Source organism: Ancylobacter terrae (assembly GCF_045108345.1).
GTDB lineage: Bacteria > Pseudomonadota > Alphaproteobacteria > Rhizobiales > Xanthobacteraceae > Ancylobacter.
This window is the reverse complement of record NZ_JBJGXH010000003.1, coordinates 151,924-178,596: the sequence shown is the minus strand read 5'-3', so window position 1 is coordinate 178,596 and position 26,673 is coordinate 151,924. Positions and strand designations below refer to the sequence as shown.

At 67.9% G+C, this 26,673-nt stretch carries 27 protein-coding genes; 15 read left to right on the top strand and 12 right to left on the bottom strand.

Annotated elements, in window-relative coordinates:
• The first annotated feature begins 174 nt into the window (after positions 1 to 174).
• Positions 175 to 1,092, top strand: a complete 918-nt coding sequence (locus tag ACEUEL_RS17355; RefSeq protein ID WP_405707867.1) for a GntR family transcriptional regulator — start codon at positions 175 to 177, stop codon at positions 1,090 to 1,092.
• Positions 1,093 to 1,118: 26 nt separating this feature from the next.
• Here ACEUEL_RS17355 and ACEUEL_RS17350 read toward each other — a convergent pair whose 3' ends face one another.
• From ACEUEL_RS17350 to ehuB, 6 genes are all read right to left on the bottom strand, one after another.
• Positions 1,119 to 2,279 carry a M24 family metallopeptidase gene (locus ACEUEL_RS17350; protein ID WP_405707865.1) on the bottom strand — a complete coding sequence of 387 codons (1,161 nt, stop codon included), beginning with the start codon at positions 2,277 to 2,279 and terminating at the stop codon, positions 1,119 to 1,121.
• 10 nt (positions 2,280 to 2,289) lie between these two features.
• Entirely contained in the window at positions 2,290 to 3,465 is a 1,176-nt protein-coding gene (locus tag ACEUEL_RS17345; protein WP_405707864.1) for a M24 family metallopeptidase, read from the bottom strand.
• Positions 3,466 to 3,495: 30 nt separating this feature from the next.
• Positions 3,496 to 4,266, bottom strand: coding sequence for an ectoine/hydroxyectoine ABC transporter ATP-binding protein EhuA (gene ehuA, locus ACEUEL_RS17340; RefSeq protein WP_405707863.1), 771 nt, complete (start codon positions 4,264 to 4,266; stop codon positions 3,496 to 3,498).
• A complete protein-coding gene (gene ehuD / locus ACEUEL_RS17335; protein ID WP_405707861.1) occupies positions 4,263 to 4,928 on the bottom strand; it encodes an ectoine/hydroxyectoine ABC transporter permease subunit EhuD in 666 nt (221 codons plus the stop codon). The genes ehuA and ehuD overlap by 4 nt, the downstream gene beginning before the upstream one ends.
• A 5-nt stretch (positions 4,929 to 4,933) precedes the next feature.
• Positions 4,934 to 5,593 (bottom strand): ectoine/hydroxyectoine ABC transporter permease subunit EhuC, encoded by a 660-nt coding sequence (gene ehuC / locus ACEUEL_RS17330; protein WP_405707859.1) that lies wholly within the window; start codon positions 5,591 to 5,593, stop codon positions 4,934 to 4,936.
• A gap of 90 nt (positions 5,594 to 5,683) precedes the next feature.
• Positions 5,684 to 6,550, bottom strand: a complete 867-nt coding sequence (ehuB, locus tag ACEUEL_RS17325) for an ectoine/hydroxyectoine ABC transporter substrate-binding protein EhuB (protein ID WP_405707857.1) — start codon at positions 6,548 to 6,550, stop codon at positions 5,684 to 5,686.
• A gap of 308 nt (positions 6,551 to 6,858) precedes the next feature.
• Between ehuB and ACEUEL_RS17320 the strand changes: the two genes are divergently transcribed.
• The 3 genes from ACEUEL_RS17320 to ACEUEL_RS17310 are packed head-to-tail and all read left to right on the top strand — an operon-like array spanning position 6,859 to position 10,345.
• Entirely contained in the window at positions 6,859 to 8,073 is a 1,215-nt protein-coding gene (locus ACEUEL_RS17320; RefSeq protein ID WP_405707855.1) for a glutamine amidotransferase-related protein, read from the top strand.
• Positions 8,074 to 8,099: 26 nt separating this feature from the next.
• Positions 8,100 to 9,080, top strand: coding sequence for a hydroxyacid dehydrogenase (locus ACEUEL_RS17315; RefSeq protein WP_405707853.1), 981 nt, complete (start codon positions 8,100 to 8,102; stop codon positions 9,078 to 9,080).
• Positions 9,077 to 10,345 (top strand): Zn-dependent hydrolase, encoded by a 1,269-nt coding sequence (locus ACEUEL_RS17310; protein WP_405707851.1) that lies wholly within the window; start codon positions 9,077 to 9,079, stop codon positions 10,343 to 10,345. The genes ACEUEL_RS17315 and ACEUEL_RS17310 overlap by 4 nt, the downstream gene beginning before the upstream one ends.
• 6 nt (positions 10,346 to 10,351) lie before the next feature.
• On the opposite strand, the gene ACEUEL_RS17305 is transcribed toward ACEUEL_RS17310, so the two are convergent.
• Genes ACEUEL_RS17305 through pxpB form a run of 3 tightly spaced genes read right to left on the bottom strand, consistent with a single transcriptional unit; the run spans position 10,352 to position 12,938 of the window.
• Positions 10,352 to 11,125, bottom strand: coding sequence for a LamB/YcsF family protein (locus ACEUEL_RS17305; protein ID WP_405707850.1), 774 nt, complete (start codon positions 11,123 to 11,125; stop codon positions 10,352 to 10,354).
• Positions 11,122 to 12,186 (bottom strand): 5-oxoprolinase subunit C family protein, encoded by a 1,065-nt coding sequence (locus ACEUEL_RS17300; RefSeq protein WP_405707848.1) that lies wholly within the window; start codon positions 12,184 to 12,186, stop codon positions 11,122 to 11,124. Before ACEUEL_RS17300 ends, ACEUEL_RS17305 begins: the two co-directional genes overlap by 4 nt.
• The gene (gene pxpB / locus ACEUEL_RS17295) at positions 12,183 to 12,938 is read right to left on the bottom strand and encodes a 5-oxoprolinase subunit PxpB (RefSeq protein ID WP_405707846.1); all 756 of its coding nucleotides are present in this window, start codon (positions 12,936 to 12,938) and stop codon (positions 12,183 to 12,185) included. Before pxpB ends, ACEUEL_RS17300 begins: the two co-directional genes overlap by 4 nt.
• A gap of 276 nt (positions 12,939 to 13,214) precedes the next feature.
• Here pxpB and ACEUEL_RS17290 point away from each other — a divergent pair, with 276 nt between their 5' ends.
• From ACEUEL_RS17290 to ACEUEL_RS17255, 8 genes are all read left to right on the top strand, one after another.
• Positions 13,215 to 13,841, top strand: coding sequence for a DUF1989 domain-containing protein (locus tag ACEUEL_RS17290; RefSeq protein ID WP_405707844.1), 627 nt, complete (start codon positions 13,215 to 13,217; stop codon positions 13,839 to 13,841).
• On the top strand, positions 13,841 to 14,659 hold the full coding sequence (locus tag ACEUEL_RS17285; protein WP_405707842.1) for an amino acid ABC transporter ATP-binding protein: 819 nt from the start codon (positions 13,841 to 13,843) through the stop codon (positions 14,657 to 14,659). Before ACEUEL_RS17290 ends, ACEUEL_RS17285 begins: the two co-directional genes overlap by 1 nt.
• Complete coding sequence (locus ACEUEL_RS17280) at positions 14,656 to 15,318, top strand: amino acid ABC transporter permease (RefSeq protein ID WP_405707840.1); 663 nt, start codon at positions 14,656 to 14,658, stop codon at positions 15,316 to 15,318. Before ACEUEL_RS17285 ends, ACEUEL_RS17280 begins: the two co-directional genes overlap by 4 nt.
• A gap of 27 nt (positions 15,319 to 15,345) precedes the next feature.
• Positions 15,346 to 16,299: an agmatinase gene (locus ACEUEL_RS17275; protein ID WP_405707838.1), complete on the top strand. Its 954-nt coding sequence runs from the start codon at positions 15,346 to 15,348 to the stop codon at positions 16,297 to 16,299.
• A gap of 57 nt (positions 16,300 to 16,356) precedes the next feature.
• Complete coding sequence (locus ACEUEL_RS17270; protein WP_405707836.1) at positions 16,357 to 17,145, top strand: transporter substrate-binding domain-containing protein; 789 nt, start codon at positions 16,357 to 16,359, stop codon at positions 17,143 to 17,145.
• 98 nt (positions 17,146 to 17,243) lie between these two features.
• A complete protein-coding gene (locus ACEUEL_RS17265; protein ID WP_405707834.1) occupies positions 17,244 to 17,918 on the top strand; it encodes a GntR family transcriptional regulator in 675 nt (224 codons plus the stop codon).
• Positions 17,919 to 17,926: 8 nt separating this feature from the next.
• On the top strand, positions 17,927 to 18,859 hold the full coding sequence (locus ACEUEL_RS17260) for a dihydrodipicolinate synthase family protein (protein ID WP_405707832.1): 933 nt from the start codon (positions 17,927 to 17,929) through the stop codon (positions 18,857 to 18,859).
• A gap of 2 nt (positions 18,860 to 18,861) precedes the next feature.
• The gene (locus ACEUEL_RS17255) at positions 18,862 to 19,638 is read left to right on the top strand and encodes an SDR family oxidoreductase (RefSeq protein WP_405707830.1); all 777 of its coding nucleotides are present in this window, start codon (positions 18,862 to 18,864) and stop codon (positions 19,636 to 19,638) included.
• Positions 19,639 to 19,649: 11 nt separating this feature from the next.
• Here the strand turns inward: ACEUEL_RS17255 and ACEUEL_RS17250 are convergent, their stop codons facing one another.
• Entirely contained in the window at positions 19,650 to 20,324 is a 675-nt protein-coding gene (locus ACEUEL_RS17250) for a GntR family transcriptional regulator (RefSeq protein WP_405707828.1), read from the bottom strand.
• Between the two features lie 245 nt (positions 20,325 to 20,569).
• On the opposite strand from ACEUEL_RS17250, the gene ACEUEL_RS17245 reads away from it, so the two are divergent.
• A complete protein-coding gene (locus tag ACEUEL_RS17245) occupies positions 20,570 to 21,373 on the top strand; it encodes a substrate-binding domain-containing protein (protein WP_405707826.1) in 804 nt (267 codons plus the stop codon).
• A gap of 40 nt (positions 21,374 to 21,413) precedes the next feature.
• On the opposite strand, the gene ACEUEL_RS17240 is transcribed toward ACEUEL_RS17245, so the two are convergent.
• Positions 21,414 to 22,712: an LVIVD repeat-containing protein gene (locus ACEUEL_RS17240; protein WP_405707824.1), complete on the bottom strand. Its 1,299-nt coding sequence runs from the start codon at positions 22,710 to 22,712 to the stop codon at positions 21,414 to 21,416.
• A gap of 81 nt (positions 22,713 to 22,793) precedes the next feature.
• Positions 22,794 to 23,483, bottom strand: a complete 690-nt coding sequence (locus ACEUEL_RS17235; RefSeq protein ID WP_405707822.1) for a fumarylacetoacetate hydrolase family protein — start codon at positions 23,481 to 23,483, stop codon at positions 22,794 to 22,796.
• Between the two features lie 320 nt (positions 23,484 to 23,803).
• On the opposite strand from ACEUEL_RS17235, the gene ACEUEL_RS17230 reads away from it, so the two are divergent.
• Positions 23,804 to 25,549, top strand: a complete 1,746-nt coding sequence (locus tag ACEUEL_RS17230; protein WP_405707821.1) for an ABC transporter permease — start codon at positions 23,804 to 23,806, stop codon at positions 25,547 to 25,549.
• Positions 25,549 to 26,655, top strand: coding sequence for an ABC transporter ATP-binding protein (locus ACEUEL_RS17225; RefSeq protein ID WP_405707819.1), 1,107 nt, complete (start codon positions 25,549 to 25,551; stop codon positions 26,653 to 26,655). Before ACEUEL_RS17230 ends, ACEUEL_RS17225 begins: the two co-directional genes overlap by 1 nt.
• Positions 26,656 to 26,673 lie beyond the last annotated feature (18 nt).

The following is a 26,673-nucleotide window of genomic DNA, read 5'->3' as shown; positions in this document are numbered from 1 at the left end:
AAATGCTGATCTCCGCCGGATGAAAAACGCGCCAGCCAAGCCGTCTATCGTCCGACGCCCTGCAACTGCAGGGATCGCCGGCGCGATGCGACGGTCGGATAGGACGCGGGGCGGGTTGCGATCGCGGCGTACTACCCTGTATGTTTCGTCATCAATCGTACAATCCGGTTTCCGATGGCGCGTTCTCCGCACCCGAGCCATTTCCGACTTGCCGAACAGATAATCGAGATTGTCCGGAAGGGACGATTCGAGGCTGGCCATCGGCTGCGTGAGCAGGCGCTGGGCGATCTTCTGCAGGTCTCCCGCACGCCGGTACGCGCCGCGCTCAAACTGCTCGCCGAACACGGCATCGTCGAAGCCCGCCGCCACCAGGGATTCGTTCTCGCCGCGGGTCCGGAACGGCTCAGCCGGTTCAACCTCGACATGCCCTCGACCGCCGATCAGGACCTCTACCGCGTCATCGTTGAGGACCGGCTGGGCGACCGGCTTCCGGCTTCCTTCACCCAGGCCGATATAGGCCGGCGCTATGGGGTTGACCGGCCGCTGCTCCAGCGCACGCTCTCCCGCCTCGTCGAGGATGGGCTGCTGGAGCGCAACGCCGGGCGCGGCTGGACCTTCCTGCCCGCGCTCGACAACCGGCTGACATTGCAGAGCAGTTACGATTTCCGCCGCATCGTCGAGCCGCAGGGACTGCTGCTGCCGAGTTTCCGGGCCGACCCCGCGGCGCTCGAGCGGCTGCGTCTCGATCACCTCTATCTCGAGGCGCATCCGCGCATCGCCTCGGTGGGGGCCGGGCAGATCTTCGCGACCGACCAGCATTTCCACGAAACCATTGCCGGCTTCAGTGGCAATGCCTTCGTGCTGCAGGCGGTGCAGCAGCAGAACCGGCTGCGTCGCCTGCTGGAATTCGGCGGCTATGCCAATCGCCGGCGCGTGCGCGACTGGTGCCGGGAGCACCTCGCGATCATCGATGCATTGGCGCACGACGATCGCGACCGGGCGGCCGAACTGATGGCAAGGCATCTGAGCCACGCCCACGCCGCCGCGCCGAACTTCGCCAGCGCGAAGGACGGCGATCGCGCCGAAGGCTAGGCGTCTCGCGCGCAACCGTTCCCCCTTCAGGCGGCGGCCAGGGGATCGAGCGTGATCGGCATCCGGCCGAGCCGCTCGCATCCCTCGGCCGTCACGAGGAAGGTCTCGCCCGGCGCGACGTTCCGTTCGCCCTCGGTGACGACCATGTGCAGGAAGATGACCATGCCCTCTTCGACGAGCGCGGGATTGGCGCGATAGACCATCGGCCAGTCCATCCAGTTGGGCGAGAAGGTGGTGCCCAGCCCGTAGCCGCAGGCGTTCAGCCGGTTGGCCATGCCGGTGAAGCCGGCCGCCTCCAGGGTACCCGTATAGGCCGCGAAGATATCCCCGAAGCTCGCACCGGGGCGGATGGTGCACCGGCAGGCCTCCAATGCGGCGAGGCCGACATCGTGGAGTTCGCAAAGGCGCTCGTCACGGCGGCCCACCCGGTAGGTGCGCATCAGCGCCGAGTGGTAGTGACGGAACACGCCGGCGAACTCGATGGCGAGGGTGTCGTCGGCTTCCAGCCGTCGCCGCCCGGAGACGTAGCGCCCGAGATTCTGCCCCGGCCCCGACCCGATGATGAACTCGTTGCCGGAATAGTCGCCGTCTCCCGCCAGCACCGTCGATTGCAGCGCGGCGAGGATATCGCCTTCCCAGGCGTGCGGCTTGATCAGAGGCAGGGCGGCTTTGAGCGCGGCATCGGCGAGTTCCGCCGCCTTGCGGACATAGGCGATCTCGGCCGGCCGTTTGGCGGCGCGCTGGCGGGTGACGAGATCGGAGGCGTCGACGAGATCGCAGAACCCGTCCATCGCGGCCGACAGGCGATGGCCATTGGCAGCCGTCAGCCCGTAGGCATCCCATTCGACACCGAGCCGTGCACCGGCGAGGCCGTGCTCGGCGAGGATATCGCGCAGCTCGAGGGCCGGCTGCGCCGTCGGCCCGTCCACCCACATGCGCACATCCTGCAGCATCGAGGTGTAGGCGGCCGCACGCACATCGGGCGCGCGGGTCAGCAGCGTCAGCGTGCCGTCCGCGCCGATATAGAGGCACTGGAAGAACACATAGCCGAAGGTGTCGTAGCCGGTGAGATAGTACATGCTCTCCTGCCGGAACATGAGCAGTCCGGCGAGATCACGCGCCTTCAGGCCGGCGCAAGTGACGGCACGGCGCTCGGCCAGTTCCTCGGGCGTGAAGTGCAGCGGCATGGTGTTTTCCTCAGGCGAACAGCGGTTCGAGCGGCAGGCGGCTCAGTTCCTCGCAGCCGTCTTCCGTGACGATCACGGTGTGGCCCATGCCCACCGCCCGACGCGAGCCGACGGCGCCGAGCATGGCGTGTGGGAACAGCACCATGCCGGGCCGCATCACCAGCGGATTGCCGGCATAGATCATCGGTGGAACGTCCATCCAGGTTGGCGCGAAGGTGGCGCCCAGCGAATAGCCGCAGGCGCCGTAGCGATCGGCACCGAAGCCGGACGCGTCCAGCACGCGCCGGTGCTCGGCGTCGATCGCCCCGAGCGGGGCGCCGGGTCGGATGGCCCCGATCATCGCCTGCATCGTCGCGCGCACCACCTCGAACATGGTGGCGTGCTCGTCGGAGAGGCGACCGAGAATCACCGTGCGCTCGATGCAGGCCATGTAGCGGCGATGGCTGGCGCCGAACTCGACCAGCACCTGATCGTCCGGCTCCAGCCGGTGCGCGCCGAGCACGCCGCGCCCGTAGACCGCGCGCGGGCCGCTGTTGACGATGGGCTGCTCGCTCGGCAGGTCGCCGCCATGGGCCAGCGTTGTGGCGAGGATCGCACCCGCCATCTCGCCCGAGTAGCGGCCCGGCCAGGCTGTTTCACGCGCCGCCTCCATCGCCAGATCGGCGAGCCGGCCGGCTTCGCGCACGTGAACGAGTTCGGCCGGCGACTTGACGAGGCGCTGGTCGCGCACCAGGTCGGAGGCGTCGAAGAGAGCCGCGATGCCCGCCAGTTCCCGTTCGACCGCGCGCCCATTGGCGGCCGTCAGGCCGTAGGTGGCGAACTCGATCCCCAGCCGCGCGCCGCGCAGGCCCTTCTCGACGACGATGGCGGCAAGTTCCGCCGCCGGGTTGGCATCTTCGGCATTGTACCAGACGCGGATGTCCTCGATCGTCGAGGTGTCCCGCGCCTGCGCGACGTCGGGGCGGCGGGTCAGCAGCGTGATCGGCCCGTCGGCCGGCAGAACGGCGCACTGGAAGAAGACGTAGCCCGACGTGTCGTAGCACGTGAGGTAATAGAGGCTCTCCTGCGCGAACAGCAGCAGGGCGTCGAGCCCGCGCGCGACCATCAGTTCGCGGGTGCGGGCGAGGCGGGCCTCATATTCCTCACGCGGGAAGGTGGCGAGCGGCGGGGCGGGCAGGGACGACATGGCAAGGCACCGACTGGAGGGGAAGGCGGGTCAGGCGAGTTGAACCGCCCGCAGGAAGGACTGGGTGCGCGGCTGGACGGGATTGTCGATCATCTGCGCGGGCGGGCCCTGCTCGACGATCACGCCCTTTTCGAAGAAGCAGACGCGGTCGGCCAGGGCCCGGGCGACGCCCATCTGGTGGGTGACGATGAGCATGGTGAGGTCCCGCTCGACCGAGAGCGCGCGCATCACCTCCAGCACTTCGCCGACGAGTTCCGGGTCGAGCGCGGAGGTCACCTCGTCGAACAGCATGACCTTCGGCTGCATCGCCATGGCGCGGGCGATGGCGACGCGCTGCTGCTGGCCGCCGGAGAGGCGCGCCGGATAGCTGAGCAGCTTGTCGCCGAGCCCGACCTTGCGCAGCAGGGCTTCCGCCAGCGCCTCGGCCTCCGCCTTCGGTTTGCCCAGCACATGGCGCGGGGCGGCGGCGACGTTCTCAAGCGCCGTCATGTGCGGGAACAGGTTGAAGTGCTGGAACACCATGCCGACCTTGGCGCGCATGTGGTGCAGATGCGCCTGTGTCACCGGCTCGACCTCGCGACCCTCGCGCATGTACCAGAGCGCTTCGCCCTCGATCATGACCATGCCGTTCTCGATCCGCTCGAGCGTCATCAGCACGCGCAGCAGCGTCGACTTGCCCGAGCCGGAGGGGCCGATCAGCACGACCTTTTCGCCGCGCGCCGCTTCGAAGTCGAAGTTGTCGAGCACGACGGTTTCGCCGAACCGCTTGGTGACGTTCTCGAACTTGACCATGGGCATCATGCGCGCATCTCCTCCGGCCGCAGGCGCCGGTCGATGACGCCGATGAGCGGGGCAGCTGCCAGGCTCAGCGCCAGATAGATCAGCGCGGCCGCCGTCACCGGCTCGGTGTACTGGAAGCGTTCGGAGCCGATCTCGTTGGCGACGAACATCAGTTCCGTCACCGTTACGGCAGCGAGGATCGGCGTGTCCTTCAGCATCGAGATCGCGATGTTGCCGAGCGAAGGCACGATTGGTGGCAGCGCCTGCGGCAGCACGATGTGGCGATAGACGGCGAGGCGCCCGTAATTGAGGCTGACCGCCGCCTCCCACTGCCCCTTCGGCACCGCCTCCAGCCCCGCCCGGTAGGCCTCCGCGGCATAGGCGCCGTAATGCAGCCCGAGCGCGATGACCCCGGTCAGGAACGGCGACAGCGTCACGCCGAACTCGGGTAGCACGAAGAAAAGGAAATAGACCTGCACCAGCAGCGGCGTCGCCCGCAGGAACTCCATGACGAAGCGGGCGCCGATGCGCACCCACCGCCGGCCCGATCGCATCAAGCTGACCATGACCAGCCCGGCGAGCAGGGAGATGACGAAGCCGGCGCAGGTCGCCTCTATGGTGACCAGTGTTGCGCGCAGAAGCCGGGGCAGAATTTCCCACAGCAGGTCGAAGGAGAATTCCATCGCCGTCACCTCGCCGCCGGGTCGATGCCGCGCGCCAGCGCGCGCTCGATCCGCCGGGCGCTGCCGCTGATGAACAGGGCGATGAGGAAATAGACCACGAGCACCACGCTCAGCACGGCGGTGGTGTTGAGATGGACGAGGATGATGTTGCGGGCCTGGAAGGTAAGGTCGGCCAGCGTGATCAGCGAGACCAGCGAGGACCCCTTCAGCGTCTCGATGGCGAGGCTTCCGAACAGCGGCGCCATGATCCGCGCCGCCTGCGGCAGCACGACGATGCGGAAGCTCTGCACAGGGGAGAAGTTCAGCGCAATCGCCGCTTCGCGCTGGCCACGCGGCACGGCGCGCAACGCACCCCGCACGATCTCCGACCCGTAGGCGCCATTGCACAGGCCAATGGCGAGTACGCCGCAGACGAGTGCCGGCAGCTCGAGCCCGAGGGAGGGCAGGACGAAGAACAGCCAGAACATCTGCGCCAGCAGCGAGGTGCCGCGGAACAGCTCGACATAGATGATGGCCGGCACGTGCAGCAGCGGCGCGCGCGCTTCACGCGCCAGTCCCGAGGCGAAGGACATGATGATGGCGAGCAGGGCCGACAGCGCGGTGACGATGAGCGTCATGCCCGCGCCGTCGATCAGCAACTGCCGGTATTCCCAGACGATCGGCATGGAGGCTCCAGGGCGCGGCGACTCCGGGAAGCGGATCGACCGCGTCCCGAAGCCAAGTGTCTTCTGCCGGGGGAACGAGCGTGTGGACGCTCAACCCTTGCAGAGTTCGGCCGTGGTCATGCCCGCCGGCGGCAGGTCCGCCTTGGAGAAGCCGAAGGGCTCGATCATCTGGAGATATTCCGGCGAGTTCAGGATCGAGAGCATGGTCTCGTTGAAGGTTTTCAGGAATTCCGCATCGTCGGTTCGAACCGCGAAACTGCCGACGCCAAGCGCGGGCTTGCCGTTGACGACCGGCTGGGTGAAGGGCTCGGCACGCTCGACCGCCGGGTCGTTGGCGGCCTTGAGCAGTTCCTGCGCCGACAGCGAGGGGTAGAGGAAGGCGTCGATACGCCCCGCCTTCACCGCCGCGATGAGCGCGGGCCCGTCGGGCAGGGCCGAGACCTGCTCCTTCGGCACGCCCACCGCATAGGCATGCTCGATCAGCGCGCCCGCACCGGTGGTGTAGCCGAGCTTCAGCGCGGCGTTCTTGGCGAAGTCCCCGAGCGAGGCCAGCTTCTTCGGGTTGCCGGCCGGCACCACGATGGCGTCGCCGACGGCGAAGATCGGCTCGGCGAAGGCCACCTGCTTGCAGCGGTCGGGACGGATGTAGAGACCGGCGGCGATGATGTCGAAGCGCTTGGCCTTGAGGCCGGGGATGAGCGAGCCGAACGGGGTCAGGACGCCGTCGAACTCCTTCACGCCCATCTTGGCCAGCGTGGCGCGCAGCAGCGCGATGTCGGAGCCCACCAGTTCGCCATTGGCATTGGCGGAGCTGAACGGCGCCTCGTTGGCGAAGCCGACGCGGATGATCTCGCCGGACTTGATCTTGTCCGTGAGAGACTGCGCCGCGGCCACGCCGGACAGCAGGCTGAGGGCAAGGCCGGCGATCGCCGCCCGGCCGAAGAGGCTCTTGAGCATGGTCATCTGTCTCCGGTTCACTCCGCCGCCCGCGGCGGGAGTGCATTGCGTGGCGGGAGCCGCGGCGCGTCGGGGTCGGCGGACGCCTGCACCGGCAGCGGTTTCCCGACCAAGCAAATGCCAGGCCAGTACAATTGGTATACCGATAAAATGCCATTGGAACGCGAATTGCATTCCATTCGCCTTGCCTTCGCCGCCCCGGAGAGGGTATCGCCAGCATCGGGCGTCGAACGCTGTGGCTGACCGGCGGTGCCCATGCCGCGGGCAGGGTGGTGAAGAAGCGGGCGCCTGCCGAACCGGAGAACCGCATGACGGTCGTTCTCGTCGTCCACGAAACCGCGATCCCCGCCGTCGACGGGATGATCGCGGGGGAGGTCGCTGCTGAACGTGGCGCGCGCTTTACCCGCGTGGTGACGGGCGGGGGCGGGCATGCCCGCTTCGATTGCCACATCCATGTCCTCGCCCATGGCGAGATGGCGCCCAACGGCGTCATCTGGGCGGAACGGGCCGCGGATTCGGCTCTTGCCGCGCCGGTCGACCGCGGCGCCGTGGCCCTGCTGCCCGATGCCAGCGTCGTGGTGCCGATCAACCCGTATATACCGATCGATGTCGAGACGCGTGCGCGCCTCGTTGCCGGCGCCGAGCGGGCGGGCCGGAAGGTGGAGACGCTGGTCGTCACTGAAACGGACGGCCGGTTCGAACTCCGCGCAGAGGATAGCGAGGCGCTGATGGGAGCCTGGCGGCTCGACCCATATGGTCGCCCGTTCCGGGTCGAGGCCGAGCTAGCAACCGTACACGGCCGCCCGCTCGTGATCGTCCTCGTCGGCGACGAGGCGCTGATGCGCGAGGTCTACCCGGCCAATCTCGCCGCGCTCGGCGATGCGGCGGAGGCGCTCGGCGTGTCGCTCGACCTGCGGTTCGCGGACCCGCGCGCGGAGCCCGCGCCGGCCTGGGAAGCCGTTCTCGCCGGTGCCGACGGGCTGCTGCTGCCGGGCGGGTCGGACATGGAACAGGTGAGCGGCCAGATCGAGGCCGCCCGCATCGCCATCCGCCGCGACCTGCCGACCGTCGGGCTGTGTCTCGGCATGCAGACCATGGCGACGGCCGTGGCACAGGAAATCTGCGGCTTCAACGACGCCAATCTGGCCGAAGCGGATCCCGGTGCGCAGACCAAGACCTTTGTCCGCCTGCTCGATGGACAGGGGCACCCCGAGCACCGCCTCGGCGTGCGGCGCTGCCGCATTGTTGCCGGAACCCGGCTGGCGGGGCTTCTGGACGGCGCCGACGGTATCGATGTGCACTACAATCATCGCTTCGTGCTCGATGGCGACGTGGAAAAGCGGCTGTCGGGGAACGGCCTCACCGTCTCGGGATGGCAGGCCGGGCGCGATATCGCCGACGCCATCGAGGTGCCCGCCCTGCGCTTCTTCATCGGCATGCAGGGACATCCCGAACTGGCCAGCCGGCGTGGCCGCCCGCACCCGCTTATCGCCGGTTTCCTCCGCGCCGCTGCCGGAAACTGAAATCGTTCCCGCCAAGGTCATCCCCGATGCTGCGTTGCCTCATCATCCAGCCCATCCATCCCGCCGGACTCGAGCGGCTGTCGGCGGCCGGCATCGAGCCGATCGCGGCGCCGTCCTACGCAGCGGAGGCTGTCGTCGCCGCGATGCCGGGCATGAACGCGGTCATTACCCGAGACGCCGGGCTCAAGACCGACGCGATCGCCGCCGCGCCGGACCTGCGGGTCATCGGGGTGCACGGAATCGGCACCGATCCGGTGGACGTGGAAGAGGCGACACGACGCGGCATCTGCGTCGTCAATACGCCCGGTGCCAATGTCCGGGCGGTGGCGGAACAGGCGCTGGCGCTCACGCTGGCGCTCGCCAAGTCGGTGCCGGCGGCGGACGCGGCGGCGCGGCGCGGCGATTTCGGCTTCAAGTATCGCGCGCCGCTGCGCGAACTCGCGGGCGCCGTCTTCGGCGTGGTCGGGTTCGGCGGCATCGGTCAGGCGACCGCCGCGCTCGCCCGCGCATTCGGGATGCGCGTCGTCGGCTATTCGCGCAGCCGGGCGGACGAGGACTTCGCCGCCGCCGGGGTGACGCGCCTGGCCAGCCTCGAGGAGTTGCTCGCCGTCAGCGACGTGGTGTCTCTTCACCTGCCGAGCGTGCCCGCGACGCGCGGCATCATCGATGCAGCCGCGCTCGCCCGGATGAAACCCGGCGCCTTCCTCGTCAACACTTCGCGCGGTGCGCTGATCGACGAGCCGGCCCTCATCGAGGCGCTGGCCGCGCGTCGGATCGGCGGCGCCGGGCTCGACGTCTTCGCCCGCGAGCCGCTGTCGCCCGATTCGCCGCTCGCCGGTTTCGACAACGTCGTGCTGAGCCCGCATGTCGCCGGCTCTGCGGTCGAGGCGCTGGAGCGGACAGCGCTGATGGTGGCGGAACAGGTGGTGGACGCGCTGCACGGTCGCCGGCCGCGCCACCTCGTCAACCCTACCGTGTGGCCGGAGAATGGTGAGAAGCTGACATGAGCGCCGACCTCGCCATCGATGCCGCCTTTCCGCAGCGTCTGTTTGACGAACTGGCCGCCCATACCGGCGACGCACCGGGCATCACCCGTGCCGCCTATGGCGAAGGGGAGGAGTTCGCCCACCGGCTCATCCGCCGCGAGGGCGCAGCGCTCGGTTTGGTCGAGCGGATCGATCCTGCCGGAAATCTCTACCTGACCTATGAGGGGCGCGATCCGTCGCTGCCGGGCTGGGTAGTCGGCTCGCATCTCGATTCCGTGCCCCATGGCGGCAATTTCGACGGCGCCGCCGGCGTCGTCGCCGGCATGGCCGCGGTCCGGGCGCTGATCGCGGCCGGCATCCGCCCCCGCCGCTCCGTCACGGTGATGGCGATCCGCGCCGAGGAGAGCAACTGGTTCCCGCTCTCCTATCTCGGCAGCCGCGCTGCGCTGGGCCTGCTTCCCGAGGCGGCCCTCGATACGCCGCGCTCGGATACCGGGCTCGCCTTGCGCGAGCATATGGCACGGCTCGGCTTCGATCCCTCGCGGGTGGGAACGGGTAAGGTCCATCTCGATCCCGAGAGCATCCACGGCTTCATCGAGCTTCACATCGAGCAGGGGCCGGTGTTGGAGGCGGCGGATCTGCCGATCGGTCTGACCACCGGCATTTCCGGCAGTTTCCGCTATCGGAAGGCGCGGATATTCGGCGAATGGGGCCATTCGGGCGCTGTGCCGCGTTCCCATCGCCGCGATGCCGTGTTCGCCCTCGCGGATCTGATTACCGCGCTCGACGCGGCCTGGGCGCAGCTGCTGGCCGCGGGCGAGACGGCGACCATCACCTTCGGCGAGGTCGGTACCGATCCGGCCGTGCACGGTTTCAGCAAGGTGCCCGGCGAGGTCGGTTTCTGCCTCGACGTGCGCAGCCAGTCGACACAATGTCTCGATCGCATCCATGTGCGGCTGATGGAAATCGTGGCGGCAATCGAGGTCGCGCGCGGCGTGCGCTTCGCTCTGGGGGAGCGCACCGGTTCGATGCCGGCGCAGCTCGATGCCGGCCTGCGGGCGCAACTCGCGGCGATTGCAGACGCCCGGGGCGCCGGCTTCGTCGAGATGGCGAGCGGCGCTGGCCACGACACGGCCACCTTCGCCCAGGCCGGCGTTGTGTCCGCGCTGGTGTTCGTGCGCAACCAGAACGGCAGCCATAACCCCGACGAGGCGATGCGGCTGGAGGACTTCCTCGTCGGCGCCGACGTCATCGCCCATCTCCTGGCACGCGACGACAACGGCTGATGGCCTTCAGCCGATCCAGTCGCCGAACGGGCGCAACGCATGCCCGGCGGTAGTAAGGCGGTTGCGGATGATGCGCGCCATCTCCACCGCACCATGGGTGTCGCCGTGCACGCACACGGTGTCGGGCCGGACCTTCAGCCGGCTGCCGCTCGCGGTGACGATCTCGCCGTCCTCGACCATGCGCTGCACCCGCGTGGCGGCGGCCTCGGCATCGTGGATCACCGCGCCGGGCAGCTTGCGTGAGACGAGATTGCCGTTGTCCGCATAGGCGCGGTCCGCATAGACCTCGCGTGCCACCCGCAGACCCGCCGCCAGTCCGGCGCGCTCGGTCTCGAGCCCCGGCATGACGATGAAGATGAGGTCGCGGTCGACCGCGCGGATGGCGCGCGCGACGGCGTCGGCGAGATCGGCGTCCTCATTGGCGATATTGCCGAGCGAGCCGTGCGTCTTCACGTGCTGCAGTTTCTGCCCTTCCGCATGCGCGAGCGCCTGCAGCGCGCCGATCTGGTAGATCAGGTGCTTTTCCATGTCGGCCGGGCGTTCGCCCATGATCGGGCGGCGCCCGAACCCCCACAGGTCGAGAAAGCTCGGATGTGCGCCCACCCCCACCCCGTTGGCGCGTGCGGCGGCGAGCGTCTGCGCCATCACCAGCGGGTCGCCGGCGTGAAAGCCGCAGGCGATGTTGGCGGATGTGACTATTTCCAGCATCGCCGGATCGTCGCCCAGCGTGTAGACGCCGAAGCCCTCGCCCATGTCGCTGTTGAGATCGATCGTGCTCATGACGGTTCCGCCTCGCTGAAGGGGTCGCTGCTGGCGGAGGTGACGCCGCCGACGAGATTGAGGGCGAGCAGCCGCTCGCTGGCGAGCATTGCCGGACCGAGCGTGGCCGGCTCCATCGCCGCGATCAGGTCGTCAAGCTCGCGTGCGACGGCACGCGCCGCCTGCGCTGCCTGTTCCGGCGTCACGGCCTCGAAGGCGAGTTCGTCGCCGGGTCGCAATTGCGCGAGTGTGCCGAGGTCGGCGCCGATGACGGTGGCGATCTTCGGATAGCCGCCGGTCGACTGCCGGTCGGCGAGCAGGATGATAGGCCGGCCGTGACCGGGAATCTGGATCGATCCGTTGGCGATGCCGTCCGAGACGATGTTGAAGCCGGCGGCATGCTCGACTTCCGGCCCTTCCAGTTGGCAACCCATGCGATCGGCGCGAGCGGAAAGCCGGTAGGTTGCCGTCAGGAAGGTGTCGATACCAGTCGGTGTGAAGGCATCCGACTGAGGGCCGAGCACCACGCGCAGGCGTCGGGCGGGCCGAGGCAGGCGCTTGGCGTCGAGCCGCAGGGCGGGACCCGTGGGCGTTCCGGCGAGGGGGAGAACCGCGCCGGTCCGCAGTGGCTCGCCATCCAATCCCCCGATCCGCGAGCGGGTATGGGTGGAGACGCTGCCGAGCACCGGGGCGACGGCGAATCCTCCGGCGACGGCCAGATAGGCGCGCATGCCGCTGGCGGCGCGGCCGATGGCCACCTTGTCGCCGCGCGCGAGATCATGGGCTTCGAGATGCGGCGCCGCGTGGCCATTGATCGCCAGCGCCATGGGTGCGCCCGCGAGGGCGATGCGGCAGGTTTCGGCGGCCACGGTGAAGGCCATGCCGCTCATCGTCATCTCGATCACGCCCGCCTCGCGCGGATTGCCGACCAGCGCGTTGGCGAGGCTCATGGCCATCCTGTCCATCGCGCCCGAATTGGAGATGCCGAAGCGCTGATAGCCGAAGCGCCCGCCATCCTGCAGCGTCGAGAACAGGCCGCTCTCGCCGACGATCAGATGATTCCGGTCCGCAGTCGCGCTCACGACCGCGCTCCGGTTCCGGGCGGCAGACGCTCGGCGATGATCGCGCCGGCCTCGGCCTCGGCGAGCATGTCGGCATAGTCGCTCGCGCTTACGGCGTGGAATCGCAGAAGGTCGCCGGGGGCGAACAGGAACGGCTCGGCGCGCGCGGGATCGTAGGAGCGCACGGGAGTCTGACCGAGCAGGTGCCAGCCGCTCGGCACTTCGAGCGGCGGGGAGACCGCGGCCTGCCGCCCGCCGATGGAGATGCTGCGGGGCGGCGTCTTCGGCCGCGGGTCGGTACGGCGGCTGGTATGGATGCGCTCGGGCAGGCCGCCGAGATAGGCGAAGCCGGGCGCGAATCCGATCATGTAGACGCGGTAGAGCGCGCCGCTGTGCAGGGTGACCAGTTCGTCCGTCGACAGCCCGTGCTGCCGGGCGACGGATTCGAGGTCGACCCCGTGCTCGCCGCCATACCGCACCGGCACGCGCCAGAGCGCGCCGCCCGGCGCGGCCTCTTCGCCCTCATCGACTCGTGCGAGCAGGGCGCCGACCAGAGATTGCCGATCGATGACGAGCGGATCGAACAGAACCAGCAGCGAGCGATAGGTCGGTACGGTCTCGCGAACGCCCCCGATGGGATGCGCAGCCAGCGCTCGATCAAGCGCAATGACGCGCTGGTTGACCGCCTCGTCGACATCCGTGCCGAACTCGACGACGAGTCCGCAATCGCCCGCATCGAGCACGCGCGGCAGAAGGGGGCGAGGGCGGTTCATGGCCGTGCGAGGTGGTGCGCGGGCGCACTTCCCGCGTCATGTCTTGATAAAAAATATATGTATATCAGCATGTTATGTTGATCATGTCGCCGCGTCTGCCGCATCATCCGTCACGATGTCCGTTCCGCAAAGGCCAAATCGCAGGCAGTGTCTGCCCAAAGAATCCACTTGCATTCCGTCGGTATACCATAAAAATTCCAGCACCGACGAGATCTGGCGACAACTGGCGGATCGGCCTTCGTTCCTGCCGCCTTCCGCTGAGAGAGGCCCGTGCCGATGACCTTCGACGATGCTGGTCCGATCCTGCTTCCCGCCGGCCACGGCAAGGCGATCCGGCTGAAGGCCGGCTGGAGCGTACGCCTCTCCAATCCTTACGGCACGCAGGCTCTCGACTTCTGGGCGTTCAACGCCGGCGACCTCTCCGAATTCCTGTCGATGGACAATCTGCGTTCCTTCAACAGCGTCGCCTATGTCAACAAGAGCACGGTGCTGGTGACGACGGAGCGCCGCCCGATCGTCTCCATCGTCGAGGATACCTCCGCGGGTAATCACGACACGCTGCTGTGCGCCTGCAACCCCGCCATCTACCGCCAGCTCGGCGTGACCGGCTTCCACCGCTCCTGCGCCACCAACATGCATGAGGCGCTCGGCGAGATCGGCCTCACCTATCCCTTCACCCCGGCACCGCTGAACCTGTTCATGAGCGTCGAGGTCCGGCCCGACGGCACGCTCGACCGCATCCTGCCGCGCTCGCGGCCGGGCTCCTATATCGAACTGAAGGCCGAGTTCGATGCGGTGCTGGTGTTTTCAAACTGCCCGCAGGACATCACCACCATCAACGGCCCTGACCGCACGCCGCGCGACTGTCGGCTCGATATCTTCCCGCCGGCAGGGGCCGCGTGATGGCGGGATCCGGTAACCAGGCGCCGCCATTGCTGCGCATCCGCGACCTGCGCAAGAGCTTCGGCGCCCATGAGGTGCTGAAAGGCATCTCGCTCGATGTCGCGGTTGGCGAGGTGGTGTCGATCATCGGCGCCAGCGGGTCGGGCAAGAGCACCTTTCTGCGCTGCATCAACGTGATGGAGATGCCGAGCGAAGGGCAGCTCGACTTCGAGGATGTTCATTTCGACTTCGCGCCCGGCGCGGGTGGCCAGCCCAGCGAGGCCCAGCTGCGGGCTCTGCGCGCCCGCATCGGAATGGTGTTCCAGAGCTACAATCTCTGGCCGCACATGACCGTGCTGGAAAACGTCATCGAGGCACCGGTCCGGGTGAAGGGCATGCCGCGCGCGGAGGCCGTCGCGGTGGCGGAATCGCTGCTGGAGCGCATCGGGCTTGCCGAAAAGCGCGGGGCGTATCCGAGCCGACTGTCGGGCGGCCAGCAGCAGCGTGTCGCCATCGCCCGCGCGCTCGCCATGAAGCCGCGCCTGATGCTGTTCGACGAAGTGACCAGCGCGCTCGATCCCGAACTGGTCGGCGAGGTGCTCTCGCTGATGGCCTCGCTGGCGCAGGAGGGCATGACCATGCTGCTCGTGACCCACGAGATCGGCTTCGCCCGCGAGGTCTCGACCCGCACCGTGTTCTTTGACCAGGGGCTGATCGCCGAGGACGGCCCGCCGTCCGAGGTGCTGCGCCGGCCGAAGAGCGAGCGACTGCAGCAGTTCCTGAAGCGCGTGCTGCACGAGCATGTCGCCGACGAGGTGACGGGAGGCGCGCGGCCATGACCTTTTCCGAATGGCTCGATTTCTTCCTGCCCTATGTCCCCGGCTTCCTGCATGCCTCCTGGCTGGTCCTGGTGATCACCGTGCTGGTGATCCTGGTGAGCTGGGTCTGCGGGCTGCTCGTGGCGCTCGGCAAGGCGTCCGATTACCGTGTGATCCGGCAGGCCTGCGTCTTCTACATCTGGTTCATTCGCGGCACCCCCGCGCTGATCCAGATCTTCATCGTCTATTTCGGCCTGCCCCAGCTCGGGCTCGGCCTCTCGCCCTTTGTGGCGGGCGTCCTGGCGCTCGGCATAAATGGCGGCGCCTATGTGGCGGAGATCATCCGCTCGGGTCTCTCCGCAATCCCGCGAGGGCAGGTGGAATCCTCGCTGGCGCTCGGCATGAGCCGCTTCGAGACGCTGCAGCGCATCGTGCTGCCGCAGGTGGTGCGCATCATCCTGCCGGCGATCACCAACGAGGCGATCTCGACGCTGAAGAACACCTCGCTGCTTTCGACCATCACCGTGGTCGAGCTGACGCTCTACGCCCAGACCATCATCGCCACCACGTTCCGGCCGTTCGAGTTCTACGCGGCGACGGCCGTCATCTACCTCGTCATGACGACGATGCTCTCGCAGGTCGCGGCGATGCTGGAGCGCCACAATGCCCGTTATGTCTGACCGCGACGCCCCGGGAGGGCGGGTATCATGAGCGTGCTGCCGATCGACTCGCTGGAAACCCCGCGCTTCTGCGGCGTGCCGACCTTCATGCGGCTGCCGCAGGCGACGACGCTGAAAGGGCTCGACGCCGCCATCATCGGCATTCCCTCCGATGCCGGCGCGCCTTTCCGCACCGGCGCGCGCTTCGCGCCGAACGCGGCGCGCGCCATGTCGATCATGCTGCGGCCGATCAACCCCTACCGGGGCGGCATCAACGTGTTCGAGACCCTGCGTATCGCCGATGCCGGCGATGCCGCCGTCGTGCCGGGCTATCTCGAGGAGAGCCTCGCCCGCATCGAGGCCTCTGTGCGCACGCTGGTCGAGGCCGGCGTCACGCCCTTCGGCATCGGCGGCGACCACTCGGTGACGCTCGCCGAGCTGCGGGCGGTGGCGGCCACGCACGGACCGGTCGCGCTGATCCAGTTCGATTCCCATTCGGATACGTGGGACAAATATTTCGCCGGCAAAAAATACAGTGCCGGCACGCCCTTCCGGCGCGGCGTCGAGGAGAACATCATCGATCCCGCGCATTCGATCCAGGTCGGCCTGCGCGGCTCGCTGTTCGCCCCGACGGACATCAGCCAGTCGATCGATCTCGGCTATGAGGTCGTGACCACGGACGAGATGTTCGCCCTGGGGATGCCCGCGCTTGCCGCCCGCATCGCCGAACGGACGGCGGGTCGGCCGGCCTTCCTCACCTTTGACCTTGATTTTGTCGATCCGGCCGCCGCGCCGGCGGTGCAGACGCCGGAAGCGGGCGGGCCGAGCGCGCGCGAAACGCTGGACCTGCTCCGCCGTCTGAAGGGGATCAACCTCGTCGGTGCCGACGTGGTCGAGCTCAGCCCCGGTTTCGATGGTCCGGGCCAGATCACCGCGCTGCTCGCCGCCACCGTGATGGCCGAACTGCTCGCCCTCCACGCCGAAAGCCGCCTTCCAGCCTGAACAACAAGCCGTACCGTCGCCTGACCTTCCAACAACGGTTAAATCAAGGGGAACGACATGCGCCTTCCAGTCCTTTCCGTCCTCGCCGCCACCCTTCTCGGTGCCTTCGTCGCCGCGCCTGCGAGCGCCCAGGAACTGGAGCTGATCCAGCCCGGCAAGATCCTCATCGCCACCGAGGGCACCTATCCGCCCTTCTCGATGCGCGCCCCCGATGGCACGCTCGATGGGCTGGAGATCCGCGTCGGCAAGGAGATCGCCCGCCGGCTGAATCTCGAATACACCCCCGTGATCATCAAGTGGGAGTCGCTGCTCGTCGGCCTCGAGGCTGGCCAGTATGATTTCGCCTCCGACGCCATGGACATCACCGAGGCGCGGCAGAAGCAGGTGACGTTCGCCGACGGCTGGCTCGAATCGGGTGGCCGCGTGGTCACGAAGAAGGGCTCCGACATCAAGGCGTCCGCCGACATCAAGGGCCGCAAGGTGGGCGTGCTGGTCGCCTCGTCCTGGCAGAAACTGGCCGAGGAACGCGGCGCCACGGTGAAGACCTACAAGGCCGAGGCCGACGCATTGCAGGATCTGGTCAACGGCAATATCGACGCCGTGATCACCGATTCGATCGCCGCTGCCTACGCTATCCAGGCCTCGAAGCTGCCGCTGACCATGACCGAGGATTACATCAGCCATGTTCAGAAGGGTTTCCCCTTCAAGAAGGGCAAGCCGAACCTCGTCAAGGCTGTGAACAAGGCGCTCGCCGACATGGTCGCCGACGGCACCTATGCCAAGCTCACCACGCCGATCATCGGCTATTCGCCCGCGCCGAAGGACCCCATCCGGACCAAGTTCTGACCCGCCTGCGCAAGACGGCCCACGGTGCGCGGGGGCGGCTCTCCCGTGCACCGTGGGGCATTCCCCGCCGCCTGAACCCGTCGGACGAGCGAGATGTGATGAAGGAAGTGGACGACGACGCCTCCGATCGGCTTGAGCCGGCCCCCAGGGCGCTGAGCCAGATGGCCTATGACCGGCTATTGAACCAGCTCATCAAACGGGAAATTCCGGTGGGCGCCGTGCTTCAGGAGCGGCGTCTGGCGGAGTCGCTCGACATTTCCCGCACGCCGGTGCGCGAGGCGCTGAACCGGCTGGAAAGCGAAGGCTTCGTTACCCGCAAGCCGGGTCGGGTGATGGTGGTGAAGGAGTTCTCGACCCGCGAGCTGATCGAGACCCTGCATGTCCGCCAGATCATGGAATGCGAGGCGATCAGCCTCGCGACGCCGCGGATTCCGGCCGAAGAGCTCGACGCGGTGGAGCACGACATCCGCACTCTGCTCGCAACCTCCAAGCCCAGCGCCGAAGCCGATTGGGACGTCGACAGTCGCCTGCACCGCATGATCGCCGGCCACAGCGGCAACGCGGTGCTCGCAGGCATGATCGAGAGCCTGCGCGTGAAGACCTACACCTTCAATCTCGACCGCGTGCCCGAGCGCTTCGAGATCGGCCATCACGAGCATCTCGCGATGATCGAGGCCATGCGCCGGCGCGACCGCGAGGCGGCGCGGGAAGCCATCCGGCAGCACATCGACAACGTGAAGCAAAGCATCATCCTGAAGCTCAGCAGCATTTGAGGACGCAAATGTCTCCCCAGAAGATCAGCGAGACCACGCGCGGCGTTTACATCATCTCGCCGACGCCGTTCACGGACGACGGCAAGGTGGATCTCGCCAGCACCGACACCCTGCTCGATTTCTACGCGGACAAGGGCGTCACCGGCATCACCATCCTCGGCGTGCTCGGCGAGGCCGGAAAGCTGACGCCGGAGGAGGCCAGCGGCTTCCTCGACCATGTCATGAAGCGGGTCGACGGCACCAAGCCGATCGTTGTCGGCGCCACCAATCCGGGCACCGACAATCTGGTCCGCTTCGCCAACCAGGCGATGGAGAAGGGCGCCGCCGGCCTGATGATCGCCCCGCTCTCGGGCCTGAAGACCGACGACCAGATCTACGCCTACTGGGAGACCGTGCTCCGCCGCCTCGGGCCGGACATTCCGGTCTGCTACCAAGACTATCCGCAGACGACGCAGGTCGTCACTTCCGTCGCGGTCATCAACCGGCTGATCGACGATTTCCCGAATTTCGTGATGCTGAAGCACGAGGAGGGTTCGGGCCTCTCCAAGATCACCAAGCTGCGCGAGCGCTCGGACGCCGGCAAGGGCCGGCGCATCAGCATTCTCGTCGGCAATGGCGGCCTCTACCTGCCGCAGGAACTGCGCCGCGGTGTCGACGGCGCCATGACCGGCTTCGCCTATCCCGAGATGCTGGTCGGCGTCTGCGAGAAGTTCTTCGCCGGCGATGCCGAGGGCGCGGAGGATCTGTTCGATATCTATCTGCCGATCCTGCGCCACGAGCAGCAGCTCGGTTTCGGTCTTGCCGTGCGCAAGGAGATCCTGCGCCGCCGGGGCGCTATCGCCTGCTCCGCGACGCGCCATCCCGGTCCGAAGATGACTGCGCGCGACCATCAGGAACTCGATGAACTGATGGCTCGCCTCGACGCCCGGCTGGGGAAGTAGTCATGGATCTCGGACTGGCGGGCCGCACGGCCCTCGTGCTCGGCTCCAGCCGCGGCCTTGGCGAGGCCATCGCCCGGTCGCTGGCGGCGGAGGGCGCGCGCGTGATGGTGAGCGGGCGTGACGCCGCCCGCGTGGCGCGCGTCGCCGCCGACATCCGTGCCGCTGGCGGGGATGCCGGTGAACTCGTCGTCGACCTCGGCGACGCGGCGAGCTTGTCCGCCGCGCTCGACGGGCTGGGGCAGCCGGTCGACATCCTTGTCAACAATGGCGGCGGGCCGCCGCCCGGACCGGTGGCGCAGGTGGCCCCCGATCAGTGGGCTCGCTCGTTCGACGCAATGGTGGCCCCGATCTTTGCCGTGACCGCCCGTCTTCTACCCGGCATGCGGCAGCGCGGCTTCGGACGCGTGATCAACATCGTCTCGTCCGGCGTCGCCCAGCCCATTCCCAACCTCGGCATCTCCAACGCCTTGCGCTCCGCCATCGTTGGCTGGGCCAAGACGCTGGCGAGCGAGGTGGCGAAGGACGGCGTCACGGTGAACTGCGTGCTCCCCGGGCGCATCCACACGGCGCGCATCGACGAGCTCGACGCCGCCGCGGCGGCGCGCGGCGGTTCGACGCTGGAAGCCGTCGCGGAGGCCTCCCGCGCCACCATTCCGATGGGGCGCTATGGCGATCCGCGCGAATTCGCCGATGTCGTTGCCTTCCTCGCCAGCACGCGGGCGAGCTACGTGACCGGCACCCAGATCCGCATCGATGGTGGCCTGATCCGCAGCGTCTAGCGGCGCGACCGTCAGATCGTCGTGAGATGGCGGATGATCGAGGCCTTCACATTGTCGAGGTGCCGCGTCATCGCGGCGGCGGCGGCGGGCGCATCGCCGCCCTCGATCGCCGCGATGATGGCGATGTGCTCGCGATAGACCGCGGCGGCTCGGTCCGGCATGCGGCCGAGATCGAAGATGCGGGTGCGCCGGCGCAGGTCGCGGATGATCTCGGCCATCAGCGGGTTGCCGGAGGCGTCGGCGATCGCCTCGTGCATCGCGCTGTCGAGGGCGGCGCTTGCGGTGGCATCGTCGTCGCGTGCGTCGCCGCTCCCGCGCGCCATGAGCTCGGACAGCCCGTTCCGCAACTCGTTCAGGCGGGCGCGATCGATGCGATCGACCGAGAGCCGCGCGGCTTCCGATTCCAGCACCCGGCGCACATTCAGCACCTGCATGTATTCGGGCACGGTCATCTGGCGCACCTCCAGATGGCGCGCGCCGCGTCGCTTCAGAAGACCTTCGCCCTCAAGCATCAGCAGTGCATCGCGCAGGGGCGTGCGCGAGACGTCGAGGGCTTCGGCAAGCCGCCGCTCTGTCAGCACCTCGCCGCCGCGCAGGCGGCCCGAGAAGATCATGTCCTCCAGCCGCCGATGGACCTCTCGGGCAAGGCGCCGGGGCGCCATCTCGTCTGTTGCGAGCTTTACCATCTCCGTCCGCCCATGGCGCGGTGGTTGAAACGAGCCGGCCGCGCATCCCGTCCGTGTCTATCGGCCTGACGTCGGCGAGGCAATGATAGCCGCGATCACCCCGGGTCTTTTGCGAGGCCCCCGGTGCCATCATTATCGCCGTGTGCCGAACTGCACGCCTCCCGGCGGCACGGAACGCCGCGGCCTGCCTGCGCGACACGCTACGAATCCTGCCCCGGGGGAGCGACGACCTTGACGGCTGAACCTTGACGCGGCGTTGGCGAACCGGGAGTTTTGAAGCTGTCCGCGTTGACGCGGAGCTGTTCCACTCCCGGCATCTGCCGGCGGCCGTCACGCGCAGGACCATGCATAGCGAACCCATCGATCTTCTGAGCGCCGGGGCGGTCAAAGCCGTGCTGGGGGCCCTGAGCGTGGCGTTCCACGCGCGCACGGGTGTGTCCGCCCGTATCACCTTCGATACCGCTCCCGCCATCGCCGCGCGCCTGAAGGACGGCCAGCGCTACGACTTCGTCGTCGCGCCGCGACCGCTGATCGACGGTCTCGTGCGCGACGGGGAGATGGCCGTCGCCGAGCGCATCGCGCTGGCGCGGGTTGGGGTAGGGCTGGTTGGCGTGAAGGGCCGCGTGGCTCCCGACATCTCCGACGAGGCCGGCTTCGCTGCGGCACTGCGGGAAGCCGAGGCCATCGTCGTCAACCGGGCGTCGACCGGGCTTCACGTCGAGAAGATCGTCGCCCGGCTCGGCCTCGCGGCGGAGCTGGAAGGCAGGCTCATCCGTTTGCCGACCGGGCGCGACGTGATGGTCCATATGGCCGACGCCCCGTCTGGCCATGTCGGCTTCGGCGCGGTGACCGAGATCGAGGTTCACCGCGATCTCGGCGTGCGTCTGGCGGCCGAACTGCCGGCGTCGCTGCAGAACTACACGATCTACGACGCGGTATCGGTCCGGGGCGCCGCCGGCGAAGCGCCGGCCACGGACTTCCTCCGCTTCGTCGTCTCGCCGGCGGCTGATTCGAGTTTCGGCGAGGCGCGTGTCGAACGCCTCGCCTGACCGTTTTCGAGGTCGTGTCGAACTCGCGCCGGCGCGAGCGTCAGCCCGGCTCGAAGGCCAGTATGTCGAGGCCCCGGTCGCGGTCGAGCACATAGACGACGCCGTTCTCGTCGACATCGACGTCGTTGCTCTGCGGCGCGACGTGGCCCGGGAATGGATCGGGCAAATAGGACGCGACCTCGCGCGGCAGCTGCGGATCGGCGAGGTCGATCACCCGCAGCCCGCCGGCGAACCAGGTGGCGAAGACGAGGCTACCGACCTGCTTCTCCTGGAACTGATGGGCGCCGAAGCGCGCTCCGGTGCGCGCATAGGGCGATTCCATCTCGCTGACATGGAAGGTCGAGATCGGCTTCAGCGCGGCGGGATCGGTGGCATCCATGATCCAGAGGAAGCCGTGTGGCTGCCCGGGAACATGATCGTGCTCCTCGTCGATCATCAGGGCGAGATGCCGGCCGGCGACGGGCTCGGGCAGCTTCATGAAGGTATGCGTCGGCTCGGGGAAGGGGGGGTGGTAGTTGTAGCTGCCGATCGTTCGAGGATGGCTCATGTCGGAGATGTCAATGACAAAGCCGCCCGCGAACCAGCAGGCCGCCCACATCTGGTCGCCGCAACGCAGCGCGTGGTGCAGCCGGTGCTTCTGGCCCGGCCAGGTCGGCGTCTCGCCCGCGGCGACGTGCTGGCCCGGCATCGCCCAGCGCCCGACCTCGCGCGGCGCGCTTGGGTCGGCGAGGTCGTAGATGACGAGAATGTTGCCGACATAACCCGCCATCTCGGTCGAGATGTAGGCATAGCGCTCGTCCATGTCGAAGCGGTGAACGCCGATGCCGCCCGTCTTCACATAGGCCAGCAGCCGGGGATTGGCGGGATCGGCGATGTTCCAGACCCGGAAGCCGCCATCGGAATAGCCACGCGCCAGCCCCTCGCGCAGGTCCGGCATGTCCTTCTCGGCGACGCCGAGGGCGGTTGCGACCTCGGCATCCGTCGGCGACCGGCCCAGCTTCGCGGCCAAGGTCGCGCTGGCGCCGGCGATCTGCTCGCCCTTGCGGTAGAAATGGCGTTTATGGCGCTCGACATTGGTGATCATCAGATCGCCGGCCACACGGACCTTGTGCGTGTGGGAGAAATGGTCCGTCGGCGGCAGGGTGGCGACGACCTGCGGGCGGGAGGGGTCGCGCACATCGATGATGGACGTCCCGTCCGGTGGCGACATGTGCCCGACATAGGCGAAGCCGTTCTGGACCACCACCTGCCCGCCGCCGGGAATGTCCAGCCGGCTGAGCGGGCGGAGCGTTGCGGATGACGTGGCGCTGGCTGCGCCCGTCCTTGGCGAACTCGTCATGCGTTTCCCCTGACATGAGCGGCGAGGCCGGCCGCGGGACGGTCGGCCTCGCCTGTTCTTGATTTTCTGCCGCGTGCCGCCTCAGACGACCGGCGTGCGGACGTCCCCGATGCCGTCGACATGGCCATGCATGGTCTCGCCGCGCTGCACCGAACCGACCCCGGAAGGGGTGCCGGTCATGATGAGATCGCCCGGCGCCAGTTCGAACAGGGCTGAGAGGTGGGCGATGATCTCCGGCACTTTCCAGATCAGCTGGTTGAGATCACCGGTCTGCCGACGCTTGCCGTCGACGTCGAGCCAGATCGCGCCCTGGTCGGGGTGGCCGATCGTCGACGCCGGCACGATCGCGCTGCAGGGCGCCGACCATTCGAACGCCTTGGAGATTTCCCACGGGCGGCGCATCTCCTTGGCTTCGTTCTGGAGGTCGCGGCGCGTCATGTCGATGCCCACGGCATAGCCGTAGACGTGCGAGAGAGCATCCTCGACGGTGATGTCGCTGCCGCCCTTGCCGAGCGCGACCACCAGCTCGATCTCGAAATGCAGGTCCGAGGTGCGCGGCGGATAGGGGAAGGCCTTGCCGCTGTCGAGGACGTTGTTGGGGTTCTTCAGGAAGAAGAACGGCGGCTCCTTGTCAGGGTCGCCGCCCATCTCGACGGCATGTGCGGCGTAGTTGCGCCCGACGCAGTAGATGCGGCGGACTGGAAAGCGGCTTGTCGTTCCCTCGACGGGCAGCGACGGTAGCGCGGGCGGCTCCACGACATAGTCGGTCATTGTCGGCATCCGGATTGTTTCAAGGAGCGGGAAGGCGCGGAAGGCGTCAACCAATCCAAATTGGTTTTAGCTATTGGTCTCCTGCTGGTCAATCGAACGCGGTGGAGGCTCCGTCGATTTCAGCGAAAATCGCTCCAGCCGCTACCGATGCATCACAAATCAATGTTATCCAATCACCAATTGGTTGACATTGGTGATAGGGGGTGTGATCGTTCGGGCAAAACAAGATCGAGGAAACGCCGATGTCGGGTGACGTGCGGGGCTCTGCGGGGCCTCTTCGCCGCAGCGCGTCCGCAACGGCCGTGATGTGGTGAGAGTGCATGAGCGAACAGAGGTTGATCGCCGCCGGGGCGGTGGAGGCGCCGCGCCGGCCGGTATCGTCGCTGCGCTGGGAGTACCTGATCCTTGGCGGCGGCGTGGTCGCGCTGGTCGTGCTGATCGTGCTGCCGCTGGCCTCGCTGCTGAAGAGCAGCTTCGTGTCGGATGTGGGCGTCGGTCTGACGAATTTCTACGAGGTCGTCACCGAACCGCTCTACTACAATGCGCTGTTCAATTCACTGAAGCTGGGCTTCTGGGTCGGCGTGCTCAGCGTGGCGATCGGCGTGCCCTTCGCCTGGGCGGTCAGTCGCACCAATGTGCCGGGCAAGCGCTTCATCCACATCACCGCCGTCGTCTCCTATCTGTCGCCGGCCTTCCTCACCGCCATCGCCTATGTGAACATGTTCAGCCCCAATTCCGGGCTGGTGAACGTGTTTCTGCGGGACGTCCTGCATCTCCCCTTTCTGACCTTCAACGTCTTCTCGATGACCGGGCTCGTGCTGGTGACGACGCTCGGGACATTCCCCTTCGTCTATCTGCTCGCCTCGAGCGCGCTTCAGTCGGTCGATGCCTCCTATGAGGAAGCCGCGCAGATCCTCGGCTGCGGCCGGCTGCGCACGGCGCTGACCATCACCCTCCCGCTGGTCGCGCCGGCCATCGTCGCGGGCACGCTGCTCGCCTTCGTGCACGCCATCGCGCTGTTCGGCAGCCAGGCGATCATCGGCCTGCCTGCGCGCATCCCGACCCTGCCGACGCGCATCTATTCGCTGTTCGACTACCCGCCGCAGAACGGCATCGCCTCGGCGCTGTCGCTGGTCTTCGTGCTCATCACCGTCGCCGCGCTCTATCTCCAGCGCCGCTTCCTGGCACGCCGCTCCTATGTGACGCTCGGCGGCAAGGGCTCGCGTCCCCAACTCGTCGATCTCGGTCCCGCCCGCTGGCTGCTGTTCGGCTTCTGCGCGCTGGTGTTCCTCATCGCGGTGCTGCTGCCCTTCGCGACGCTGATCGCGGTGTCCTTCTCGAAGACGTGGGGTCTGAACTTCTGGACTGGGCTGACGCTCGCCAACTACAAATACGTGCTGGTCGACTACGCCATCACCCGCAAGGCGATCCTGAACAGCTTGATCCTCGCGACCGTTGCGGCCACGCTCACCATCTTCATCGGCGCCATCGTCGGCTGGATCGACCTGCGCACCAAGTTCCTCGGCCGGCGGGTGCTGGACTACATCGCACTGGTGCCGCTCGGCCTGCCCGGGATCGTGATGGCCGTGGCCCTGCTGCAATTCTGGCTGTCGACGCCGCTGCCGCTCTACGGGACCATGGCCATCCTGCTGCTCGCCTATGTCGGCCGCTACGTGCCGCTTGGCGTGCGCGCCGCCAGCACCTCGCTGCGCCAGATCGACTCGAGCTTGGAGGAGAGCGCGCGCATCCTCGGCGCGCCCTGGGTGACCACGGCGCGCGAGATCACCCTGCCGCTGATGCGGCCGGGCCTCTTCGCCGGCTGGCTGCTCGTCTTCGTGCCCGTCATCCAGGAACTCAGCGCGTCGATCCTGCTGTTCAGCTCCGACACGATCACCCTCGCGGTGGCCGTCTACAACCTGTTCGAGAGCGGCTACACCGAGCCGGTCGCGGCGCTGGCCATCGTCAACATGGTGATCATCGGTGCCGCCATCTGGGTCGCCACGCGGCTGGGCGGCGGGCGCATCGGCAAGGCAAACCTCGAAAGTCCGAAGATAGGAGCAGCCTGATGGGCGGCATTTCAATCCGCGGCCTGGTGAAGAGCTACACCGGCAAGGGCGACATGGCGGCGCTGTCGAGCCTCGACCTCGAGATCGGCGACAGCCAGTTCGTCACCCTGCTGGGGCCCTCCGGCTGCGGCAAGACCACGACGCTCCGGCTCATCGCCGGCTATCTCACCCCCGACGCCGGCACCATCCATGTCGACGGGCGGCTGCTGTCGTCGCCCGGCTCGGTGGTCTCGCCCGAGAACCGCGGCATGGGCATGGTGTTCCAGAACTACGCGGTGTGGCCGCACAAGACGGTCTACGAGAACGTCGCCTTCGGCCTGAAGCTGCGCCGGATCCCGGCGTCCGAGATGAAGGCGAAGGTCGAGCGCATGCTCTCCCTCGTCAACCTCGCCGGGCTCGAGGGGCGCTTTCCGAACGAACTCTCGGGCGGCCAGCAGCAGCGCGTCGCGCTCGCCCGCAGTCTGGTTGTGGAGCCGGACATTCTGCTGCTCGACGAGCCGCTCTCCAATCTCGATGCCAAGTTGCGTGAGCACATGCGTTCCGAGCTCAAGGAGCTGCAGCGCCGCACCGGGATCACCTTCGTCTACGTGACGCACGACCAGGCCGAGGCGCTGGCGCTCTCCGACCAGATCGCGGTGATGCATGGCGGCAAGCTGCAGCAATACGGTACCCCGCTCGAGGTCTATGCCCGCCCGAAGAACCGCACCGTGGCCGACTTCATGGGGCTGGTGAACATCCTGCCCGTCGAGGTGCTGGACGCGGGCCATGTCCGCATTGGTTCCGACATCGTCCTCGACATGGCCGTTCCGGGCTGGGCGACGGCGGGGACGAAGGCGGATCTGGCGGTGCGGCCGGAGAACGTCCACCTGAAGCCGGCCGGGGCGGGCGAAGCCTCCACGCTCCAGGGCACCGTGACGGAGCGCACCTTCCTCGGCAATCTCGCCGAATATCTCGTGCGCCTGCCCGGCGATCTCGTGGTGCGGGCGCAGTCGCACCCGCTGCTGATCGCCGAGCCGGGGGCGGCCCTCGCGGTGCGCATCGATCCGGCCGAATGCCTGCTGTTCCCGCGCGAGGCGGGCGCCAAACCCCTCGCGACCGCCGCCTGAGCGGACCACCACGACGCC

What these genes read in the sequence shown, in the direction of transcription:
- ACEUEL_RS17355 (WP_405707867.1), top strand. Translation starts at nt 175, where the DNA reads ATGGCGCGTTCTCCGCACCCGAGCCATTTCCGACTTGCCGAACAGATA.
- ACEUEL_RS17350 (WP_405707865.1), bottom strand. Translation starts at nt 2,279, where the DNA reads ATGCCGCTGCACTTCACGCCCGAGGAACTGGCCGAGCGCCGTGCCGTC.
- ACEUEL_RS17345 (WP_405707864.1), bottom strand. Translation starts at nt 3,465, where the DNA reads ATGTCGTCCCTGCCCGCCCCGCCGCTCGCCACCTTCCCGCGTGAGGAA.
- ehuA (WP_405707863.1), bottom strand. Translation starts at nt 4,266, where the DNA reads ATGATGCCCATGGTCAAGTTCGAGAACGTCACCAAGCGGTTCGGCGAA.
- ehuD (WP_405707861.1), bottom strand. Translation starts at nt 4,928, where the DNA reads ATGGAATTCTCCTTCGACCTGCTGTGGGAAATTCTGCCCCGGCTTCTG.
- ehuC (WP_405707859.1), bottom strand. Translation starts at nt 5,593, where the DNA reads ATGCCGATCGTCTGGGAATACCGGCAGTTGCTGATCGACGGCGCGGGC.
- ehuB (WP_405707857.1), bottom strand. Translation starts at nt 6,550, where the DNA reads ATGCTCAAGAGCCTCTTCGGCCGGGCGGCGATCGCCGGCCTTGCCCTC.
- ACEUEL_RS17320 (WP_405707855.1), top strand. Translation starts at nt 6,859, where the DNA reads ATGACGGTCGTTCTCGTCGTCCACGAAACCGCGATCCCCGCCGTCGAC.
- ACEUEL_RS17315 (WP_405707853.1), top strand. Translation starts at nt 8,100, where the DNA reads ATGCTGCGTTGCCTCATCATCCAGCCCATCCATCCCGCCGGACTCGAG.
- ACEUEL_RS17310 (WP_405707851.1), top strand. Translation starts at nt 9,077, where the DNA reads ATGAGCGCCGACCTCGCCATCGATGCCGCCTTTCCGCAGCGTCTGTTT.
- ACEUEL_RS17305 (WP_405707850.1), bottom strand. Translation starts at nt 11,125, where the DNA reads ATGAGCACGATCGATCTCAACAGCGACATGGGCGAGGGCTTCGGCGTC.
- pxpB (WP_405707846.1), bottom strand. Translation starts at nt 12,938, where the DNA reads ATGAACCGCCCTCGCCCCCTTCTGCCGCGCGTGCTCGATGCGGGCGAT.
- ACEUEL_RS17290 (WP_405707844.1), top strand. Translation starts at nt 13,215, where the DNA reads ATGACCTTCGACGATGCTGGTCCGATCCTGCTTCCCGCCGGCCACGGC.
- ACEUEL_RS17285 (WP_405707842.1), top strand. Translation starts at nt 13,841, where the DNA reads ATGGCGGGATCCGGTAACCAGGCGCCGCCATTGCTGCGCATCCGCGAC.
- ACEUEL_RS17280 (WP_405707840.1), top strand. Translation starts at nt 14,656, where the DNA reads ATGACCTTTTCCGAATGGCTCGATTTCTTCCTGCCCTATGTCCCCGGC.
- ACEUEL_RS17275 (WP_405707838.1), top strand. Translation starts at nt 15,346, where the DNA reads ATGAGCGTGCTGCCGATCGACTCGCTGGAAACCCCGCGCTTCTGCGGC.
- ACEUEL_RS17270 (WP_405707836.1), top strand. Translation starts at nt 16,357, where the DNA reads ATGCGCCTTCCAGTCCTTTCCGTCCTCGCCGCCACCCTTCTCGGTGCC.
- ACEUEL_RS17265 (WP_405707834.1), top strand. Translation starts at nt 17,244, where the DNA reads ATGAAGGAAGTGGACGACGACGCCTCCGATCGGCTTGAGCCGGCCCCC.
- ACEUEL_RS17260 (WP_405707832.1), top strand. Translation starts at nt 17,927, where the DNA reads ATGTCTCCCCAGAAGATCAGCGAGACCACGCGCGGCGTTTACATCATC.
- ACEUEL_RS17255 (WP_405707830.1), top strand. Translation starts at nt 18,862, where the DNA reads ATGGATCTCGGACTGGCGGGCCGCACGGCCCTCGTGCTCGGCTCCAGC.
- ACEUEL_RS17250 (WP_405707828.1), bottom strand. Translation starts at nt 20,324, where the DNA reads ATGGTAAAGCTCGCAACAGACGAGATGGCGCCCCGGCGCCTTGCCCGA.
- ACEUEL_RS17240 (WP_405707824.1), bottom strand. Translation starts at nt 22,712, where the DNA reads ATGACGAGTTCGCCAAGGACGGGCGCAGCCAGCGCCACGTCATCCGCA.
- ACEUEL_RS17235 (WP_405707822.1), bottom strand. Translation starts at nt 23,483, where the DNA reads ATGACCGACTATGTCGTGGAGCCGCCCGCGCTACCGTCGCTGCCCGTC.
- ACEUEL_RS17230 (WP_405707821.1), top strand. Translation starts at nt 23,804, where the DNA reads ATGAGCGAACAGAGGTTGATCGCCGCCGGGGCGGTGGAGGCGCCGCGC.
- ACEUEL_RS17225 (WP_405707819.1), top strand. Translation starts at nt 25,549, where the DNA reads ATGGGCGGCATTTCAATCCGCGGCCTGGTGAAGAGCTACACCGGCAAG.